The organism is Amycolatopsis sp. NPDC049159, assembly GCF_040648295.1.
Taxonomy (GTDB): Bacteria; Actinomycetota; Actinomycetes; order Mycobacteriales; family Pseudonocardiaceae; genus Amycolatopsis; species Amycolatopsis pretoriensis_A.
Genome location: NZ_JBEZDL010000011.1, coordinates 112,108 through 130,310, shown reverse-complemented (window position 1 = coordinate 130,310; position 18,203 = coordinate 112,108). Strand labels below are relative to the sequence as shown.

General features: G+C 70.1%; 11 protein-coding genes and 2 tRNA genes. 10 read left to right on the top strand and 3 right to left on the bottom strand.

What is annotated here, in order from left to right:
• Positions 1-156 precede the first annotated feature (156 nt).
• The 4 genes from AB0B33_RS21460 to AB0B33_RS21445 all read left to right on the top strand — a co-directional run bounded on the left by AB0B33_RS21460 (position 157) and on the right by AB0B33_RS21445 (position 8,027).
• A complete protein-coding gene (locus AB0B33_RS21460; RefSeq protein WP_360774402.1) occupies positions 157-3,519 on the top strand; it encodes a S8 family serine peptidase in 3,363 nt (1,120 codons plus the stop codon).
• Between the two features lie 228 nt (positions 3,520-3,747).
• Positions 3,748-4,788: a 3-isopropylmalate dehydrogenase gene (locus AB0B33_RS21455; protein ID WP_247013466.1), complete on the top strand. Its 1,041-nt coding sequence runs from the start codon at positions 3,748-3,750 to the stop codon at positions 4,786-4,788.
• Between the two features lie 769 nt (positions 4,789-5,557).
• Positions 5,558-7,252 carry a citramalate synthase gene (gene cimA / locus AB0B33_RS21450; RefSeq protein ID WP_360774398.1) on the top strand — a complete coding sequence of 565 codons (1,695 nt, stop codon included), beginning with the start codon at positions 5,558-5,560 and terminating at the stop codon, positions 7,250-7,252.
• Positions 7,253-7,256: 4 nt separating this feature from the next.
• Positions 7,257-8,027, top strand: coding sequence for a fumarylacetoacetate hydrolase family protein (locus tag AB0B33_RS21445; RefSeq protein ID WP_247013462.1), 771 nt, complete (start codon positions 7,257-7,259; stop codon positions 8,025-8,027).
• 15 nt (positions 8,028-8,042) lie between these two features.
• Here the strand turns inward: AB0B33_RS21445 and AB0B33_RS21440 are convergent, their stop codons facing one another.
• Positions 8,043-9,281 carry an FAD-dependent oxidoreductase gene (locus AB0B33_RS21440; RefSeq protein ID WP_360774395.1) on the bottom strand — a complete coding sequence of 413 codons (1,239 nt, stop codon included), beginning with the start codon at positions 9,279-9,281 and terminating at the stop codon, positions 8,043-8,045.
• A gap of 492 nt (positions 9,282-9,773) precedes the next feature.
• Between AB0B33_RS21440 and AB0B33_RS21435 the strand changes: the two genes are divergently transcribed.
• The 4 genes from AB0B33_RS21435 to AB0B33_RS21420 all read left to right on the top strand — a co-directional run bounded on the left by AB0B33_RS21435 (position 9,774) and on the right by AB0B33_RS21420 (position 11,414).
• The gene (locus AB0B33_RS21435) at positions 9,774-10,508 is read left to right on the top strand and encodes an HAD family hydrolase (protein WP_360774827.1); all 735 of its coding nucleotides are present in this window, start codon (positions 9,774-9,776) and stop codon (positions 10,506-10,508) included.
• A gap of 49 nt (positions 10,509-10,557) precedes the next feature.
• A tRNA-Gln gene (locus tag AB0B33_RS21430) sits at positions 10,558-10,629 on the top strand.
• A gap of 99 nt (positions 10,630-10,728) precedes the next feature.
• Positions 10,729-10,804 (top strand) — tRNA-Glu (locus AB0B33_RS21425).
• A 250-nt stretch (positions 10,805-11,054) separates the two neighbouring features.
• A complete protein-coding gene (locus AB0B33_RS21420; RefSeq protein ID WP_360774391.1) occupies positions 11,055-11,414 on the top strand; it encodes a hypothetical protein in 360 nt (119 codons plus the stop codon).
• A 499-nt stretch (positions 11,415-11,913) separates the two neighbouring features.
• Here the strand turns inward: AB0B33_RS21420 and AB0B33_RS21415 are convergent, their stop codons facing one another.
• Positions 11,914-15,960, bottom strand: a complete 4,047-nt coding sequence (locus AB0B33_RS21415; protein WP_360774388.1) for an ATP-binding protein — start codon at positions 15,958-15,960, stop codon at positions 11,914-11,916.
• A 60-nt stretch (positions 15,961-16,020) separates the two neighbouring features.
• Positions 16,021-16,809, bottom strand: a complete 789-nt coding sequence (locus tag AB0B33_RS21410; RefSeq protein WP_360774385.1) for an IclR family transcriptional regulator — start codon at positions 16,807-16,809, stop codon at positions 16,021-16,023.
• 162 nt (positions 16,810-16,971) lie between these two features.
• Between AB0B33_RS21410 and AB0B33_RS21405 the strand changes: the two genes are divergently transcribed.
• Both AB0B33_RS21405 and AB0B33_RS21400 read left to right on the top strand, forming a co-directional pair.
• Positions 16,972-18,081, top strand: a complete 1,110-nt coding sequence (locus AB0B33_RS21405) for a mandelate racemase/muconate lactonizing enzyme family protein (RefSeq protein WP_360774382.1) — start codon at positions 16,972-16,974, stop codon at positions 18,079-18,081.
• A complete protein-coding gene (locus AB0B33_RS21400; protein ID WP_360774379.1) occupies positions 18,069-18,194 on the top strand; it encodes a hypothetical protein in 126 nt (41 codons plus the stop codon). Before AB0B33_RS21405 ends, AB0B33_RS21400 begins: the two co-directional genes overlap by 13 nt.
• The last annotated feature ends 9 nt before the right edge of the window (positions 18,195-18,203 follow it).

Below are 18,203 nucleotides of genomic sequence, written 5' to 3'. Positions count from 1 at the left end.
TTTGCCTACGTAAGTAGGTGTTTTGGGGCATTAAGTTCTCCCCGCGAGGTTGAACCACGCGCCGTCGAGGGCACGGCGCTTTGCCGCGCTTCACCGTCGGGGGTGTCAGGAGCGGCAGGCAGGTTCGGGTCCAGACCTCGAGTAAGGGGCCGACTCATGAGCAGATCCCGCTTACCCGCTCGCGCCACGACGGCGTTCTTCGCCGTCGTGCTGGCGGCCGCGCTGGGCGCGCCGGTCGCGAGCGCGGCGGACGCTCCGCTCGCCGACGGCGTCTCGCCGGCGAAGATCGACGACGCGAAGCTGCAGGGCAAGCTCTCGCCCCGGCTCGGCGCCGCGCAGGGCCGCGTCACCGCGTTCGTCGAGCTGGCCAAGAAGCCCGCCGTCGACGCGTTCACCGCCACGCAGCCGCAGGGCAAGGAGCAGGCCAAGCGAGCCGCTCGCGCCGCCAAGGCGGACACCGCCGCCGCCGTGGACTCGGTCGTGAACCAGCTGCGCTCGGGCAACGCCCAGCCGCAGGTCGTCACCCAGACCGCCAACGCCGTCCCCGGCGTCGTCGTCACCGCGGACGCCGCGAAGCTGCGCGAAGTCGCGAAGCGGGCGGACGTCGTCGCGATCCGCACGGTCGTGCCGAAGACCCGCACCAACGCCAGCGCCGAGCAGCTGACCAACACCCTCGCGGCGTGGCAGCAGACCGGCAAGTTCGGCGACGGCGTCCGCGTCGGCGTGATCGACGACGGCATCGACTACACCCACGCCGACTTCGGCGGCCCCGGCACGCCGGCCGCGTACAAGAGCGTCGACAGCACGAAGGCGACCCCGCTGTTCCCCAGCGCGAAGGTCGTCGGCGGCACGGACCTCGTCGGTGACGACTACGACGCCGCGACGGCGGGGAAGACCACCCCGAAGCCGGACCCGAACCCGCTCGCCTGCGGTGAGCACGGCACCCACGTCGCCGGCACCATCGGCGGCTTCGGCGTCACCGCCGACGGCAAGACCTTCAAGGGCGACTACAAGAAGCTGGACGCCAAGAAAGTCGACGCGATGCAGATCGGCCCGGGCACGGCGCCGAAGTCGCTCCTCTACGCCATCAAGGTGTTCGGCTGCGCGGGCTCGACGAACGTCACCTCGCAGGCGCTGGACTGGGCGCTCGACCCGGACGGCGACGGCGACTTCACCGACCACCTCGACGTCGTCAACCTGTCGCTGGGCTCCGACTTCGGCGCCCCGGACGACCCGGACTCGCTGTTCGTGCGCAAGCTCGCCGCGAACAACGTGCTGCCGGTGATCTCGGCGGGCAACGGCGGCGACATCAACGACATCGCCGGTTCGCCGGGCAACACCCCCGAAGCGCTCACCGTCGCCAGCACGCGTGACGCGGGCATCCTGCGCGACGCCGCCGAGGCCACCGCGCCGACCGCGGCCAAGGGCCAGAAGACGGGGCAGTACAGCCAGAACTACACCGGCTACGACACGCTGAACCTGACCGCGCCGGTCGTCGCCCTGTCGGCGGCGAACAGCGCGGGCTGCGCGCCGTACTCCGCCGAGGACAAGGCGAAGGCGGCCGGCAAGTTCGTCTGGCTGGAGTGGGACGACAACGACTCGACCCGCGCCTGCGGTTCGGCCGCGCGTGCTAACAACGCTCAGGCGGCCGGGGCGAAGGGCGCCCTGCTTTCGTCCACTTTGGAGCACTTCAGCGCCGGCATCGCGGGCAACGCGGCGATCCCGATGTTCCAGTTCACCGGCTCCGCCACGAAGACGCTGCGCGCGGGCCTGACCGCGAGCACGCTGCAGATCCGGCTCTACGGCACCGGGCGCGCCTCGATCCAGACCTACGACAAGACGATCGTGGACACCCCGAGCTCGTTCACCTCGCGCGGCACCCGCGGCCCGGCCGTCAAGCCGGACGTCGCCGCGCCGGGTGACACGATCACCTCGGCGTTCCGCGGCAGCGGCAACGGCCGGACGGTCCTGAGCGGCACGTCGATGGCGGCCCCGCACACCGCGGGCATCACCGCGCTGGTCCGCCAGTCCCACCCGGACTGGTCGGTCGAGGAGGTCAAGGCGTCGGTCATCGACACCGCCGGCCACGACGTCTCCGACGGCGCCGGCCACACCTACGCGCCGCAGCGCGTCGGCAGCGGCCGGATCGACGCCAAGGCGGCGCTGGACAACCAGGTGCTCGCCTACGTCCAGGACGACCCGGGCGCGGTCAGCGTCAGCTTCGGCACGGTCGAGGCGTCCGGGCCGGTGACGCTGTCGAAGACGATCAAGCTGGTCAACAAGGGCGTCACGCCGGCCGAGTACACCGTCGCCTACCAGGCGGTCACCGCGCTGCCGGGCGTCGAGTACACAGTGGACAAGCAGACGGTGAAGCTGACCCCGCGCGGCACCGCCAAGGTCAAGGTGACGCTGAAGATCACCGACCCGAAGGCCCTGCGCAAGGTCATGGACCCGACCATGCAGGCCACCCAGGCCGGCCTGGCCCGGCAGTTCGTCGCGGACGCCTCCGGCCGCGTCGCCTTCACGCCCACCAGCGGCGCCAAGGTGCCGCTGCGGGTGTCGGTCTACTCCGCGCCGAAGCCGGTTTCGACGATTTCCACGCCGCAGTCGGTGAAGTTCGGCGCCGACGCCACCCAGGCCGTGCTGAACCTGGGCGGCAAGGGCGTCGACCAGGGCTCCGGCGCGCAGCGGTACCGCTCGCTGATCAGCGTGCTCGAGCTGCAGGCGGAGTCCCCGCAGCTGGCCGAGTGCGACGCGGACGTGGTCACCGACTGCACGCTGAACAAGACGGCCAAGGGCGGCGACCTCCGCTACATCGGCGCGGCTTCGACCGCTCCGCTGGCGAAGGCGCAGGGCGAGCCGGAGAACGCGCTCCTCGCGTTCGGCCTCTCCACGTGGGGCGACTGGGCGAACATCGGCAGCAACACCTCGCCGTTCGTCGACATCGACACCACCGGGGACGGGCAGCCGGACTTCGAGACCTACGTGACGAAGGCGACCGCCACGGACGCCCTGCTGGCCGTCACGGTCTCGCTGGGCGCGGGCTTCCCGACCGTGGACGTCCAGGCGGTCAACGGCCAGCTCGGCGACGTCGACACCAACGTGTTCGACACGAACGTGATCACGTTGCCGGTCTCGCTGTCCGCGCTGGGCATCGACGCGAACGCCGACAGCCACCGCATCTCCTACACGGTGGGCGTCAGCGGGTTCTACGTCGCGCCGGGCACGACGAACGGGCTGATCGACTACGCTGGCACGCCGCTTTCGTTCGACGCGCTCGCCCCGGGCTACTCCGTCCAGGGCGGCGGTGACGCGGCGCTGGGCTACGTCGCGAAGCCGGGCACGGCGCTGGTCGTCACCCGCAACGCGGCCTCGGCCGCGGCGGACAACGCGCTCGGGCTGCTCGCCATCGAGCACCACAACGCCGCGGGCAACCGGGCGAACGTGGTCAAGGTGGACGCCGCGCAGGGCGGGCAGGCGGCGCACGGCCGTCAGCCGATCGGGGCTGGTCACCACTAGTCCCCGGCAAGATCGATCTGTGCAGGACAGGGGCGTCTCCGGTGGTTTTCCGCCGGGGGCGCCCTTGCCCGTATTCACCCGATTGGGTGTCTCACCCTGCGGGAGGATGCGGCATAAGGGTGGTGCGGCTACGGCCATTTGTCTACGGCCGGTAACCTTCCGGCTGCTGGCGTTTTGTTGCGGTGGGCCATCGGTGCGTCCGGTGGCCTGGTCGACGGAGGTGTGTGGATGCGGCTCGCGGTGATCCCAGGTGACGGGATCGGGCCCGAGGTGGTCGCCGAAGCGCTGAAGGTGCTCGGCGAAGTGGCACCGACAGCGGAGATCACGAACTACGACCTCGGCGCCGCCCGATGGCACTCGACGGGGGAGCTGCTCCCCGAGTCGGTGCTCGGCGAGCTCCGCCAGCACGACGCGATCCTGCTGGGCGCGGTCGGCGACCCGACGGTGCCGAGCGGCATCCTCGAGCGCGGTCTGCTGCTGCGCCTGCGGTTCGAGATGGACCACCACGTCAACCTGCGCCCGGCGCGGCTGTACCCGGGTGTCCGGGGACCGCTGGCCGACGCGGGCGACGTCGACATGGTGGTCGTGCGGGAAGGCACCGAAGGCCCGTACGCGGGCACTGGCGGCCTGATCCGCAAGGACACCGAGCACGAGATCGCGACGGAGGTCAGCGTCAACACGGCGTTCGGCATCCGGCGCGTGGTGGCGGACGCGTTCAACCGGGCCGAGGCCCGGCCGCGCAAGCACCTGACGCTCGTGCACAAGACCAACGTGCTCTCGTTCGCCGGTTCGCTCTGGTCGCGGATCGTCGAAGAGGTTTCGCTGGAGCACCCGGAGGTGACGGTCGCCTACTCCCACGTGGACGCGGCGACCATCCACCTGGTGACGGACCCGTCCCGGTTCGACGTGATCGTGACGGACAACCTGTTCGGCGACATCATCACCGACCTGGCGGCGGCGGTGACGGGCGGAATCGGGCTGGCGGCGAGCGGCAACCTGGACATGACCCGCCGCAACCCGAGCATGTTCGAGCCGGTCCACGGTTCGGCACCGGACATCGCCGGCCAGGGCCTGGCGGACCCGACGGCGGCGGTGCTGTCGGTGTCGCTGCTGCTGGACCACCTGGGCCAGAAGGAAGCGGCGCGGCGGATCGAGGCTTCGGTGGCGTTCGACCTGGCCACACGGGACCAGGCTTCACCGGGCGCGACCACCGCGATCGGCGACCGGCTGGCGGCGTTGGTTTCGTCCAATGTCCGGACGGCGGGCTGAGTTTCGTTCTCCGGGAAGGCCCCGCGTTTCGGCGCGGGGCCTTTTTCGTGCCTTCGGGTGGGCTTTGTACTACAGCTTTGAGGGCCGACGAAGTCGTTCCCCGTCCGTTCGGGCGCCTGGACGCGTAGCGGTCTTGAATAAGTCGTTCAGGTCGCCGGAGGTCCTGAACGACTCGTTCAAGACCTTTCAGGGGAGTCTTGCCGACGGGCGGCCAGTCTCGCCCGGCGGTGCGGGCCGGATCGGTCCGATGGCGCGGGTCGGGCCTGTCCGATGGTGGGGGTCGGTCCTGTCCGATGGCGCGGGCGGCTTGTCCTAGGGGGCGGGCCGGTCCTGTCCGATGGCGCGGACCGGTCCTGTCCGAGGGGGCGGACCGGTCCTGTTCGACGGTGCGGGTCGGTCCTGTCCGGCGGTGCGGACCGGACCCGCTCGACGGTGCGGGCCCGCTTGTCCACATGTCCGCCGTGATGTGGACAAGCCGCCCGCCCAACGGCTTTCCGGCCGGTTCTGTCGGGGGCCGCCGATAGACTGGACCGGGGTCAGCCCCCAGGGAGCGGTGGGGCCTGTCCGGTGGGGGTGTTCCCGGATCGTGGGAGCTTGACCCAGTTTGTGGACTTCGCGCGAAACCCTGTGGCATGATGCGACGGTGACCAGCTTCGCGATCATTATCGACGAGCGCGCCGGACGGTAGCTCCACAAGAGCACCCGGCGCGCAACCTCTCGCACCCTTGCGGGAGGTTTTTTTGTTGCCTCGAAACGCTAGGAGATGACCGTGACCCGCCAGGAGCCCGCCGATACGCCGCTGGGTGACGCCTTCCACCTCTACGACACGACGCTTCGCGACGGGGCGCAGCGCGAAGGCATCACCTACTCGGTCCAGGACAAGCTCGCCGTCGCGCGGCTGCTGGACGAGCTGGGCGTCGGGTTCATCGAAGGCGGCTGGCCCGGTGCGCTCCCCAAGGACACCGAATTCTTCGCCCGCGCCGCGAAGGGCGAGCTCAAGCTGAACCACGCGGCCCTCGTGGCGTTCGGCGCCACCCGCAAGGCCGGCACCACCGCCGAAGCCGATTCGCAGGTCCGGGCCCTGCTCGACAGCGAAGCGCCGGTCATCACGCTCGTCGCGAAGTCCGATCTGCGCCACATCGAACGCGCCCTGCGCGTCGACGTCGACGAAGCCTGCGCGATGGTCAGGGACACCGTCGAATTCCTCGTCAAGGAAGGCCGCCGCGTTTTTCTCGACGCCGAGCACTTCTTCGACGGCTACGCGCACTCGCCCGAGACCTCGCTGCGGGTCCTCGACGCCGCCGCCCACGCGGGCGCCGACGTGCTCGTGCTCTGCGACACCAACGGCGGGCAGCTGCCGCTCGACCTCGCCGGAACCGTCCGGGAGATCAAGGAAAAGACCGGATTCCGCCTCGGGATCCACTGTCAGGACGACACTTCCTGCGCCGTGGCGAACTCCGTCGCCGCGGTGCAGGCCGGCGTGACGCACGTCCAGTGCACCGCCAACGGTTATGGGGAACGGGCCGGCAACGCCGACCTCTTCGCCGTGACAGGGAACCTCGTGACCAAGCTCGGCATGGACGTCCTCCCGACCGGAGGAGCGGCCGAGCTGACCCGGGTCTCCCATGCCCTTGCCGAAATCGCGAACCTCGCCCCCTACACCCACCAGGCTTACGTAGGGGCGTCGGCTTTTGCCCACAAGGCAGGACTGCACGCGAGCGCGATCAAGGTGGATCCGTTGCTGTACAACCACATCGATCCGTCTTCCGTCGGCAACGACATGCGGGTGCTGGTCACCGAGATGGCCGGCAGGGCCAGCCTCGAGCTCAAGGGACGTGAGCTCGGGGTCGACCTTGCCGGCCGGCCCGAAGCGCTGACGAGCGCCATCACCAAGGTCAAGCGCCTCGAATCCGAAGGCTGGTCCTTCGAGGCCGCCGACGCCTCCCTGGAACTGCTGCTGCGCCAGGAGGCCGACGTCCCCGCCGAGGCGCCGTTCGAGCTCGAGTCCTACCGCGTGGTGCTGGACCACCGCGCCGACGCCGAAGTCGTGTCCGAGGCGACGGTCAAGGTGCACGTCGGCGGCCAGCGCGTCATCGCCACCGCCGAGGGCATCGGCCCGGTGCACGCGCTCGACGCGGCCCTGCGGAAGGCGCTGTCGCCGCACCTGTCCTGGTTGGACAGTGTGGAGCTCGCCGACTACAAGGTCCGCATCCTGCAGGGCCACCCGGGCACCGACGCCGTCACGCGCGTGCTGGTCGAAAGCACCGACGGCGAACGCGAGTGGACCACCGTCGGCGTGCACGGGAACATCGTCGAGGCCAGCTGGCTGGCGCTGTGCGACGCGCTGGTCCACAAGAGCTCGACCGTGGCCCCGGTCACTGTGACATCCGGAGCCCCCGGCCCGGGCCGGGGGCTCCGCCACCCGGAACCCCCGAAGGTCGTCGGGCGGGCGGACGTAGACTGACGTCGTGCGCCTAGCCCGTATTGCTCATCCCGGTGGTGTCGCGTTCGCTTCGGTCGAAGGGGACGGCGACGACGCCCAGGTCCTGGAAATCGCCGAACACCCCTTCGGCAACCCCAACTTCACCGGCAAGCGGTGGCCGCTGGCCGACGTCCGGCTGCTCGCGCCGATCCTGCCGTCGAAGGTGATCGCCGTCGGCCGGAACTACGCCAAGCACGCGGCCGAGTTCGGCAACGAGGTGCCCAGCGCCCCGATGCTGTTCCTCAAGCCGTCGACCACGGTCGTGGGCCCGAACGCGCCGATCCGGCGCCCGTCCGGTGTCGGCCGCGTCGACTTCGAGGGCGAGCTGGCCATCGTGATCGGGCAGCCGGTGAAGAACGTGCCGGCCGCCCGCGCCGCGAGCGCGATCCTCGGCTACACGGTCGCGAACGACGTCAGCGCGCGCGACCTGCAGAAGTCCGACGGCCAGTGGGGCCGCGCCAAGGGCTTCGACACGTTCTGCCCGCTCGGCCCGTGGATCGAGACGTCGCTCGACGCGTCCGACCTGTCCTTGAAGGCCGAGGTGGACGGCGAGCTCAAGCAGGACGGCCGCACGTCCGACCTGGTCCACAAGATCCCCGAGCTGGTCGAGTTCGTGTCCGGCGTGATGACGCTGCTGCCCGGCGACGTCATCCTGACCGGCACCCCGGAGGGGGTCGGCCCGATCGAGGGCGGCCAGAGCGTCTCGATCACCATCGAAGGCATCGGCACCCTGACCAACCCGGTCGAGAACGTCTAGTCCCCGCTTTTCGATTCAGCGCCGGGCCGGCTCCATCGGCCGCCGGGCGAACGCCGGAGCGTGCTCCGGCCGCAGCCCGAGGCCGAGGAGCCGGGCCGGGAAGTACGACAGCCGCGGGAACCGCGCGAACAGCTTGATCATCGGCGCCGGCGGGCCGTTGCGCTTGCCCGCCATCACCGCGCGCATCACGGTCCGGTGCAGCAGCCGCTGCAGCCCCTGCACCAGCAGCGTCGGCGCCAGCCGCCGTCCGCGCACCTTCGCCAGGTCCGCCGGCGACGGGCGGCCCCGGCGCAGCGGCTCGGCCAGCAGCGTCGCCGCCGCGACCGCGTCCTGCACCGCGAGGTTGATCCCGACGCCGCCGATGGGCGACATCGCGTGCGCCGCGTCGCCGATGCAGAGCAGCCCGTCGACGTGCCACCTGCGCAGCAGGTTGAGCCGCACGTCGAGGAACTTGACGTCGTCCATCGTCTCCAGCTCGTGCACCCGGCCGGCGAACTCCGGGCAGATCTGCGTGACGTTGTCGCGGAACGCCTCGATGCCCTGCTCGCGCAGGTCGTCGCCCTTCGGGCCGAGGTAGGCGACCTGGAAGAAGTCGGGCCGGGGGAGCGGCACGGCGAAACGGCGGTCGCGCATCCTCGGCATGAGCATGCCGCCCACGTCGCCGTCCTTGCGCGAGAGCCGGAACCACCAGACGTCGAACGGGCAGTCGTACTCCCGCGGCACCAACCCGGCTTCGCGGCGCGCGAGCGACCAGCGTCCGTCGGCGGCGATCACCAGGTCGGCGCGGATTTCCCCGGTCTCGCCGTCCTTCGTGCGGTAGGTGACGCCGGCGACGCGGCCGTGCTCCCGGACCAGGCCGGTGCACTCGGTCTCCATCCGCTGGACGAACGTCGGCTCCTTGCGTGCGCTCTCGGCGAGCAAGTCGAGGAAGTCCCACTGCGGCACCATCGCGATGTACCGGTGGGCGACCTTCAACCGGGTGAAGTCGGCCAGCTTCATCACCTCGCCGTTCTCCTGCGGGAACCCGGCGGAGGTCAGTTCGCTGTGCGGCAGCGCGTGGAACTTCTCGCCGAGGCCCAGCTCGTCCAGCAGCGTCAGCGTGGACGGGTGCACCGTGTCGCCGCGGAAGTCGCGCAGGAAGTCCGCGTGCTTCTCCAGCACCGTCACCTCGACGCCGGCCCGGGCCAGCAAGAGCCCCGTGACCATCCCGGCCGGCCCGCCACCGATGACGACGCAGCCCGTGCGTTCGGTCATCTCGACCATCTCCCCATCTATTCATCACTTGTTGAATAAGTTGAGGATGCACCCGCGAGAGGTCGGCGTCAAGGGCTGTGACCGGGGATACGCTGATCGGGCTACGGCCCGGTGGTTGCCGGAAACCGTCCAAACGCGACTGTTGGTCGACTTTGCCCGGCCATGCCGCGTGATTGCCGGTCCGCGCTTGTGGACGGAACGGATCTCCAAGCACCGCAAGGGTTTTCGCGGAGTGGGAACGGTCCGCACCGGAGGAGTCGACGTCGCCCGCGATCGGTGTCGGGTAACCGGCAGAAGACGGTTCGCCAACTGGGAGTAGAGCGGCTGCGCCGGAACGGGCGTGCGCCAATCACCTCTTTGGCAGCGTCGCGAACGCGGCGGTTGCCCTAGCCTCACTGGGTGGATTTCGCCTTGGCACCCCGGACCCCTTCGCGAACCGCCTCGCCCGCCGAGGGAGCGTCCGAGCCCTGGGCGCCGCCCGAGTTGCGGCTGGTGTGCCTGGACATCGACGACACCCTGATCGACTGCACCGCCGCGATCCGCCGCACCCTCCACATCCTCACCGGCCGGGGCGACCTGTGGCCGCTGTGGGACTTGATCACCGAAGAGCACGTCGCCTTGGTCGTCGCCGGCGAACTCGACTACGCGACCATGCACCAACGGCGCACGGACTGTTTCCTGGCCGAGCTCGGCATCTTCGCCGACGCCGAGCAGGTGAGCTCGTTCGAGCGCCGCCGAAGAGAGCTGCTCGATCATTCGTGGCAGCTGTTCGACGACGTCCTCCCGTGCCTGGAGTGGCTCCGCGCGGCCGGCCTGGCCCTGGCGGCGGTGACGAACGCCTCGGGCGTCCACCAGCGGCGCAAGATCGCCGACCTCGGCCTGGCCCCGTTCTTCGACCACGTGGCCATCGCGGGCGAACTGGGCGTGGCGAAGCCCGACCCGGTGATGTTCCACACGGTGTGCCTGGGCATGGACTGCGCCCCGGCCCAGGCGGTCCACATCGGCGACAAACTGGACACGGACGCGATCGGCGCCCGCGACGCGGGCCTCGGCGCGATCTGGCTCGACCGCGACGGCATCGGCGAGCGCGCCCCGGCGGGCGTCCACACGCTGGCCGGCCTCGCCGAGCTCCCTGAGCTGCTGGTTTCCGAGTACGCGACGATCGGCGTCCCCGCCCAGCGCCGAGCCGAGACCCCCGCTTTCACGGTCGGGAACGGCGTGCTCTAGTATTTCTCCTCGTGCGGTGCTGGACCGGCAAGCCGGGAAAGTACCTCACTGGGGTATGGTGTAATTGGCAGCACGACTGGTTCTGGTCCAGTTAGTCTAGGTTCGAGTCCTGGTACCCCAGCTGCGGAGAGTGACCCCCCTGCAGGGCGAGCAATCGCCTCTGGTAAGTTCTCTCCAGCAAGAAAAACCGAAAAGCCCTGGGAAACCAGGAAAGTTCCTAGCCCCCGTCGTCTAGCGGCCTAGGACGCCGGCCTCTCACGCCGGTAGCGTGGGTTCGAATCCCATCGGGGGTACCAGCAGTATCGAAGAAGCCGTGTCGACTCAGGTCGATGCGGCTTTTTGCGTTGTCGAGGTCGTCGTGGCGAAGATCCTTTCGCGTGTTCCGTCGTCCTCGGCAGGTAATGCTCCGGCAGTGCGGCCATTCCCGGAGCGTTGTGGCTCGTGCTCAGCCCTGGATCGATTCCCGCGCCGTCGCTCCGGCGTGTCGATGGGCGAGCCTAAGATGGCCGCTGATCGTTCGGCGGGAAGAAAGAAGGCTTCGGTCTTGTGAGCTACGACCTCTACCTGTGGGCCGAGCCCAACCCGGTCACCGCCGAGCGGGCTGGTGAGATCTGCGACCGGCTGGCCGACGGTGACGAGACCTCGACTGCGCCGGCCGCCCGGAACCTCGAATTCGCCGCGGAGCTGGTCACGCAGTATCCACGACTGGAGGACCTCACCGACCTCGACGACTCCCCGTGGAACATGAGCCCGGACGTCACGGATCGCCGCGTGGTCCTCTGCATGGGCTTGTCCCGGGCTGCGGAAGCAGGTCCTCGCATCCTTGAACTGGCAGATCGACACAGCCTGGTCTGCTACGACCCTTCGACCCGGCAGGTCCAGCCCCACCACCGACGAGATAGCTGAGCAGGTCCGCCGCATCGGCCGGGCGAACTGGCACACCTGCCTCGAACGCGGAGCGGGCGTCTACGTGCAGGTCGGCCTCGGCCGCAGGGCAGGTGCACCCGAAGACCGGTACTCCCTCGAATACCGTGATGGATCCGCCGAGGAGCACTACCGCGTGTTCATCGACGACCTCGACGAAGCCGTCTTGGCATTCCACGGTTTCGCCGCCGCCGACGCGGCCTGGAAAGCAGTCCACACATGGAATCCGCTCTGACCCCCGTCCGAGATCAGCACAGCGAAGACACCTCGAGCCCGGTGGTGGCTCTCGGCGTCCGGGATCCATGACGACAGCGCCAGGCGTGGACGAGCGGCCCGGATCACGTCGCTCGTCCAGCTCTCCCCGGCGACGTGGATGGGATGTGTTGCCTGGCAAGGATGTCGACGGCGCGACCATCGTCCGGCACCACGAGGCGGCGGCGGACCAGCGGTTCCGTTCGGACCGCGTCGCGCTCGCCGCCGGTTACAGCCACCAGCGATGGGTGTCCCGGATCGCCGATGCCAGGTCGCCGGCCGCGGCCGGGCCGGCGAGGCTCCTGAGCATGCCGGTGCTCGATTTCAGCAACTCGAGGAAGACGTTCCGGTCGACGCTGCGGAAGATCGTGCGCAGGAGCGCCACCCATTCATCCGGCTGGGCCGCGTCCGGACCTTCGCCCGCCCGTTCGAGCTGTCGGTGAAGAGGTTCCGCGAAACCGTAGGGGACCGCCAGCGCCGCTGGGATCAGGTGGTCGATCGGGAGGTACGGAGAGATCGCCGTCAGCGCTTCGGCCCGGCAATCCTCGTCGGTGAAGGTCCTGACGATCTGCAACGCCTTGACGACCTGGTCGGCCGGGAGGTGCGGCGACAACGCCGCCAGCATCCGGCTGACGGTGCCTTCGCTGAACGCGGACTCGGTCGCGCTCAGGGCTTTGCTCACCGTGCTGATGGGAAGGTGCTCCGCCAGAACGGAAAACGCGCGCAGCCGCTGTCCCCGATTGGGGATGGCCTGGGCGGCGGCCACCGCCGCCTCGAACGAGGTGACCCTCAGCTCGCACGGCAGGTGGGGCGCCACCCGGGTCAGTGCCGCGGCGCGTTCACCGTTGTCCGGCGTGGCCAGTGCGTACTCGAACGCCGTGAGCCGCTGGTCCGGTGACAGGTACGGCGCGAGTGCCGCCACGGACTTCGCCCGCGCGTCTCCGTCGGCTATGGCTTCGACCATGGCCCATGCTGTGGCGACCTGGTCGGACAGCAGGTGAGGAGCCATCGCTGCCACTGCGTCGGCGCGCGAACTTTCGTGCGAAACGGCCTGTGCCGCGGACAGTGCTTCGGTGAGCAGGGTGTGCCGACCGTGCTCCGGCAGGCGCCGGGCCAGTCCCGCCAGCGCGCGGGCCCGGACGCCGGGATAGGGGATTTCCCGCACGGCGGCGAGGACAGCGTCCCTCTGGGGCGTACGCAGGTGGGGCGCCAGCTCGATCAGCGCGTGCACCCGGGCGTTGACGCGTGGGATCGACTTCGCGGTCGAGAGCGCCCCCGCCAGCTGGCTCTCCGAGAGGTGGGGAGCCAGGCCGGCCAAGGCGTCGGCCTTCGCCTTGCTGTCGCTGACTTCTCCGGCGAGGAACAAGGCTTCGGTGAGCTGCCGGTCCGACAGACACGGCGCCAGAGCGGCCAGAGCGCTTGCTCGCGCCTTCTCGTCGCCGATTCCTCCGGCGGCGGCCACCGCGCCCGCGCGCTGTTCGTCCGACAACTGCGGTCCCAGCGTGGCCAGCGCTTCGGCCCGGACGGTCTCGTCCGAGATGGTCGGTACGGCTTTCAGAATCTCGCCGGCCTGGCCGACGGGCAATCCCGGGGACAGGTTCGTCAGCGCGCGCACGTAGGCGTCGTTGTAGGTGATTTTGGTGACGGTTTCCAGGGCTTCGGTGAGGATCTCGGCTCGCTGGCCGAGCGGCGCGTGCGGTGTCAGCCGGATCAGCGCGTCGACCCGCCTGTGTGGGCTGTGCAGCGAACCGGTGGCGCCGAGGATATCGGCGACCGCGCGAGTCCGGATGTTCGCGGGAAGGTGGGGCAGCAAGCCGAGCAGGGCTTCGACGCGGGAGTCAACCTGCCGGATCGATCGTGCGACGGCGAACGCGTCGGTCAGTTTGTCGTCCGGGAAGTAGGCCGCGAGCGCAGCGAGTTTCTTGCCGCGGGTTCTCTCTGAACGCTCCGAGCCCACGTGGTCCACCATGCGTCGACGTTCCATCGAGGTAAGAACTTCTTCGACCTGCAATCTCGAGTCCAGTACGTCCTCGGCGAGGCGGGTGAGGTTCGCTGTGGGGAGGTAGGGGCACAACGCGGCCAGCACGTCGCTCTCGACGTCTTCGGGGAGGTCATTCCAGGAATCGTCCAGCCGGTCGCCGAGCAGTTCGCGGAACTTCTCCGCGGGCAGGTGTGGCGCCAGGATCGACAGCACCTTCAGGCCGACCGGGATCGTTCTCGCGGCGGCACCGGTGGCTTTGAGCGCCACGGCGATCACCGCGGGCCGTTGCTCGGCGGGCACGTGTGGCACCAGCCGGGCGAGGAGCTCGGCGCGCACGTTGTTGTCGGGGACGCTGCGTGCGGTGGCCAGCGCTTCCGCGAGCTGACCGGCGGGCAGGTGGGGCGCCAGGCTCACCAGTGCTTGGGCGCGCTCGTGGTGTTTGGTGATGATCTTGGCCGCACCGAACCCCTGGCGGGCAGCATCGGGTCGCTGGTTTTCGGGCAGTGCGTGGATCATGGCGGCCAGCGCTTCCGCGCGAGCGCGCGGAGTCGACAGGCGGTGCGCGTGGGTCAGCGCCCGTTCCCAGGACCACACGCCGTGCTCGAGGAGGCAGACCAGCAAGTCGCCCGGAACGCTGTTGGTCAGGCTGGTGATCGAGGCGCCCATCAGCAGGTAGCGCATCTCGTCGGCCAGGCTGGGAGCCGGACGGCGGGCCGCGAGCGACTGGTCGGTCCGCCGCTCGCACTCCCTTCTCGCGGTCGCCAAATCGGCGAGGTAGCCGTCCAAAGGGCCGGCGCGGTCGTGGGCGGCGAACCAGACGTTGACGGCCTCGTCGTCCGCTGTCGCCTTCTCGACCCGCAACAGCCGGTGCAGATCGCTCCAGTCGCCCGCGGCGACCAGGTGACGAGCCAAGTGCGACAGCGCATACCCCTGGTCGGCGCCGCCGAGGCCCGGATCGTCGGCCAAGGCGGGGAGACCGGCGTCGAGGCCGCCGAACAGGTCGAGGCACTGGTCCGCGATGCGGCGATGGGCCGCCCGGGCGGCGGGCGCCAGCACTTCGGACCAAGCCCACGATTCTTCGGACTCGGCGGTGCCGGAGCGGGCGCCGGTCAGGACCTCGCGCATGCTCGCGTGGTAGATCTCGAACTTCCGGAGCCCCGCGGCCGGATTTTCCCCGGGTAGCGGAGCCGAAGCCGTCAAGAACGGTCGCAACGTCGCGTGACACCATTGCCGGACGGAGGATTCGGCGACTCCGGACAGCCGGGCCAGCGTCGCCGGGGGCAGTGGTTCGCCGACGACCGCCATGGTGGCCAGAAGTGGCAGGAGGCCGTCGTGCCAGGATGGCTCGCGGCTCCACCGGGTCAGCTGTGCGGTGTAGTACGACGGCAAGTCGGCGGGGAGTTCGCCCAGCTCCCGGGGATCGCGCAACCCCAGCCGGATCTCGTCGAGGACGTACCGCAAGTAGACCCAGACCCCGCCGCAGCGATCGGCGGCGTCGGCGGCGAACGCGTCGGCGAGGACTCCCGTCTCGGCCAGGCGGGCGGACAGTTCGGGTTCCTGGAGAGCCTTGCCGAGGTAGGACGCCACGTCGTCCCGGTTCTGCGCGTCGGTGGGGTGGATCGAAAGAACGGCACGGGGAGCGTCACACCGCGGCGGCGGGCTGCCGGTGCGGTAGGTCCCCACGACGAACACCCCCGACGGCAACAGGCCCGGCAGTCCCCACGGCTGCATGCCCTCGGGAGTTTCCGCCTCATCGGCGCCGTCGACCAGGAGAACCAGTGGCTTCCCGGCGTCTCGGGCCTGCTCCGCGGCCCGGGAGAGAACCGTTTCGAAGCCTTCCGGGGTGAAAGTCCATTCCGGCATCATGCGGCCGGGCGCGAAATCCGACAGTTCGTGGTGCGCGATCAGCTGCCCGGCCAGGTTCTGCAGTCCGACGCGGGAGAGGCCGCCGTTGTTCAGCCGTGCGAAGTGCCCGATCCAGGCCCTTTCCCGGATCAGCTGGGCGCACAGTGCGGTCTTGCCCATGCCGGCTTCCGCTTCGATCCACACGTAGCCACAACGGTGACGCTCGAGGAATCGGTCGATCCGGTCGATCAGCCATTCCCGCCCGGAGAACCCGCGCTCCAGCACGCTCTCCAGAATGGGCACGAGGTCACGGATGGCCCGGTCGAGCGCCACGGCGCCCGCGCCGGTACCGCCGAAATGAACCGACCCGATGCTGTTCGCCTGCACCGCTTGCCCGGATACCGTCGATTTCTCGATCTTGTTGTGCGTGCCGGTATCGGGGTCGTTCACCGCTTCATGGTGCCACAGGCGACCGCTGATCGTGGCTCGCCGGAGACGTCGCGACACAATTCAGGTGAGGTGGGTCGTCGGCAGGGGTTTTGGGTGGGGCTCCCAGCCCAGGTGGGCGGAAATTGTTGCCGCTGCCTTTGCTGTCTCCTCGCCGGCGGCTGCCAGGCGCTCGCTCAAACGGGAAGCCGGGGCTGAGACGTTCAACGCCGCCACCACGCGGCCGCGGAAGTCGCGGATCGGGGCTGATACCCCTGCCAGCCCCGGCTCGAACTCCTCCTGGACCTGGGCGTAACCGGCCCGGCGGGCTTCCTGGATGCGAAGCCACAGCTGCGGCAGTGCAGGCGCCTCGGGAGCAGCGGCGAAGCGGACGTACAGATCGTCCGGGGTGGCGTCGAACAGCAGCACCCGGCCCGCCGAGGTGCAGTGGGCCGGGACGCCTCGGCCTTCCCAGTCGTGGACTCGGAACGAATGGCCCGACACCGACAGCAGCGTCAAGACTTCCTGGTCGCGCAGCACGCAGAGGTGGCTCGTCTCCTCGAGTTCGGCCGAGAGTTCGCGCATCACCGGTTCGGCGGTGCGCACCAGGCGGTCCTCCACCGTTCGGGCGGCCAGTGAAAACAGGCGCCAGCCCAGGCGGTAGCCGAGGGTGTCCGGGTCGCGCTCGACCACTCCCTCCTCGGCCAGGGCCTTCAGAGCGCGGGACACCTGGCTCTTCTCGCGGCCGGTGAGCTGGGCGAGGCGGACCACGCCCAGCTCACCCGCTCGCTGCGCCTCGGGGGAGGCCAGTGCCTCCAGCAGGTCCAGGTCGCGGCGCAGGCCGTGACCCTGGTGCCGGGCGGGGGTGGGCATGGCACGGAACGTACCGGGTTGGCGTCAGCGCAACGGGGATTGCAATCGGCGGGTGAGTCTTGCCCGGCGATTTCCGGCGAACCTACCGTCGGATCGGCCGCACTCTCCACGGGCTGGAGCTCCCATGGCTTTCGCGTCCACCGCGCCCGCGGAGGTGGGCGGATGAAGATCACCGCCGTCACCCTCGACCGCCTGCGGCTCGAGCTCGACCCGCCGCTGCGGGCGGCCTGGGATCCGGACCCGCGCCGGCACTTCGACGCCACGATCGTGCGCGTGCACACCGACGAAGGCGTCACCGGGATCGGCTCCGGCGACACCATGGCCGGCTTCGACGCGGTCGAGCACCTGTTCCTCGGCGAAGATCCTCTCGACATCGTCCGGCACGTCAAGGCGATCGAGACGGCCACCTTCCACGGCGGCCGCTTCTGGCCCCTGGAAGCCGCGCTGTGGGACATCATCGGGAAGGTCGCCGGCCTGCCCGTGGCGGCGCTGTTCGGGAACGCTGCCCGCGCGCTGCCCGCGTACGCCTCTTCGGCCGAGCTGAAGCCGCCGCAGGAGCGCGTCGAGACCGCGCTGCGGGCGCGGGAAGCCGGGTTCCGGGCGATGAAGATCCGCATCGACCGCGACCGCGTGGCCGACGGTGTCGCCGCCGTTGCCGCCGTCCGGGAGGTGCTCGGTGCGGACTTCGGGATCATGGTCGACCTCAACCAGTCCTGGCGGATGGCCGGGGACACGAGCGCCGCGGCCGACCTGGCCGGGACGCGGAAGCTCGTGCGCCGGCTCGCCGAGCTGGACGTGCTCTGGGTCGAGGAACCGTTGCCCTACCACGACCTCGCCGGGTTCAGGACCCTCCGCGCCGAGAACCCGGGCGTGCGGATCGCGGCGGGAGAGATGCACCACTCGGTGCCGGAGCTGCTGCGCTACCTGGAAGAGGATGTCCTGGACGTCTACCAGATGGACGTCGTGCTCGCGGTCGGCATGCTCCGCGCGCGCACGCTGGCCGAGCTGGCGCAGCTCAAGCACCGCGCGTTCACGCCGCACAGCTGGACCAACGGCATCGGCGTGCTGGCCAACCTGCACGTCTCGGCCGGCGTCGGCGGCGGGCCGTACTTCGAGTTCCCCTGGGACCCGCCCGGGTGGACGCCCGAACGCCGCGACTTCATGCTCGCCGAACCGGTGCTGATCAACGCCGCCGGCGAGGTCGAGGTGCCGCGGCGGCCCGGGCTCGGCGTCGAACTGGACGAAGAGGCGGTGCGACGGTGGCGGATCTGACCCGAGACGCCCGGCCGGCGCCCGAGACCCGGTCGTTCGTCGGCGGCCGGTTCGTCGCGTCCACTTCGGACGAGACTTTCCCGGGCGCGATGCCCACCGTCCCCGCGGTCTGAAGGAGGCAG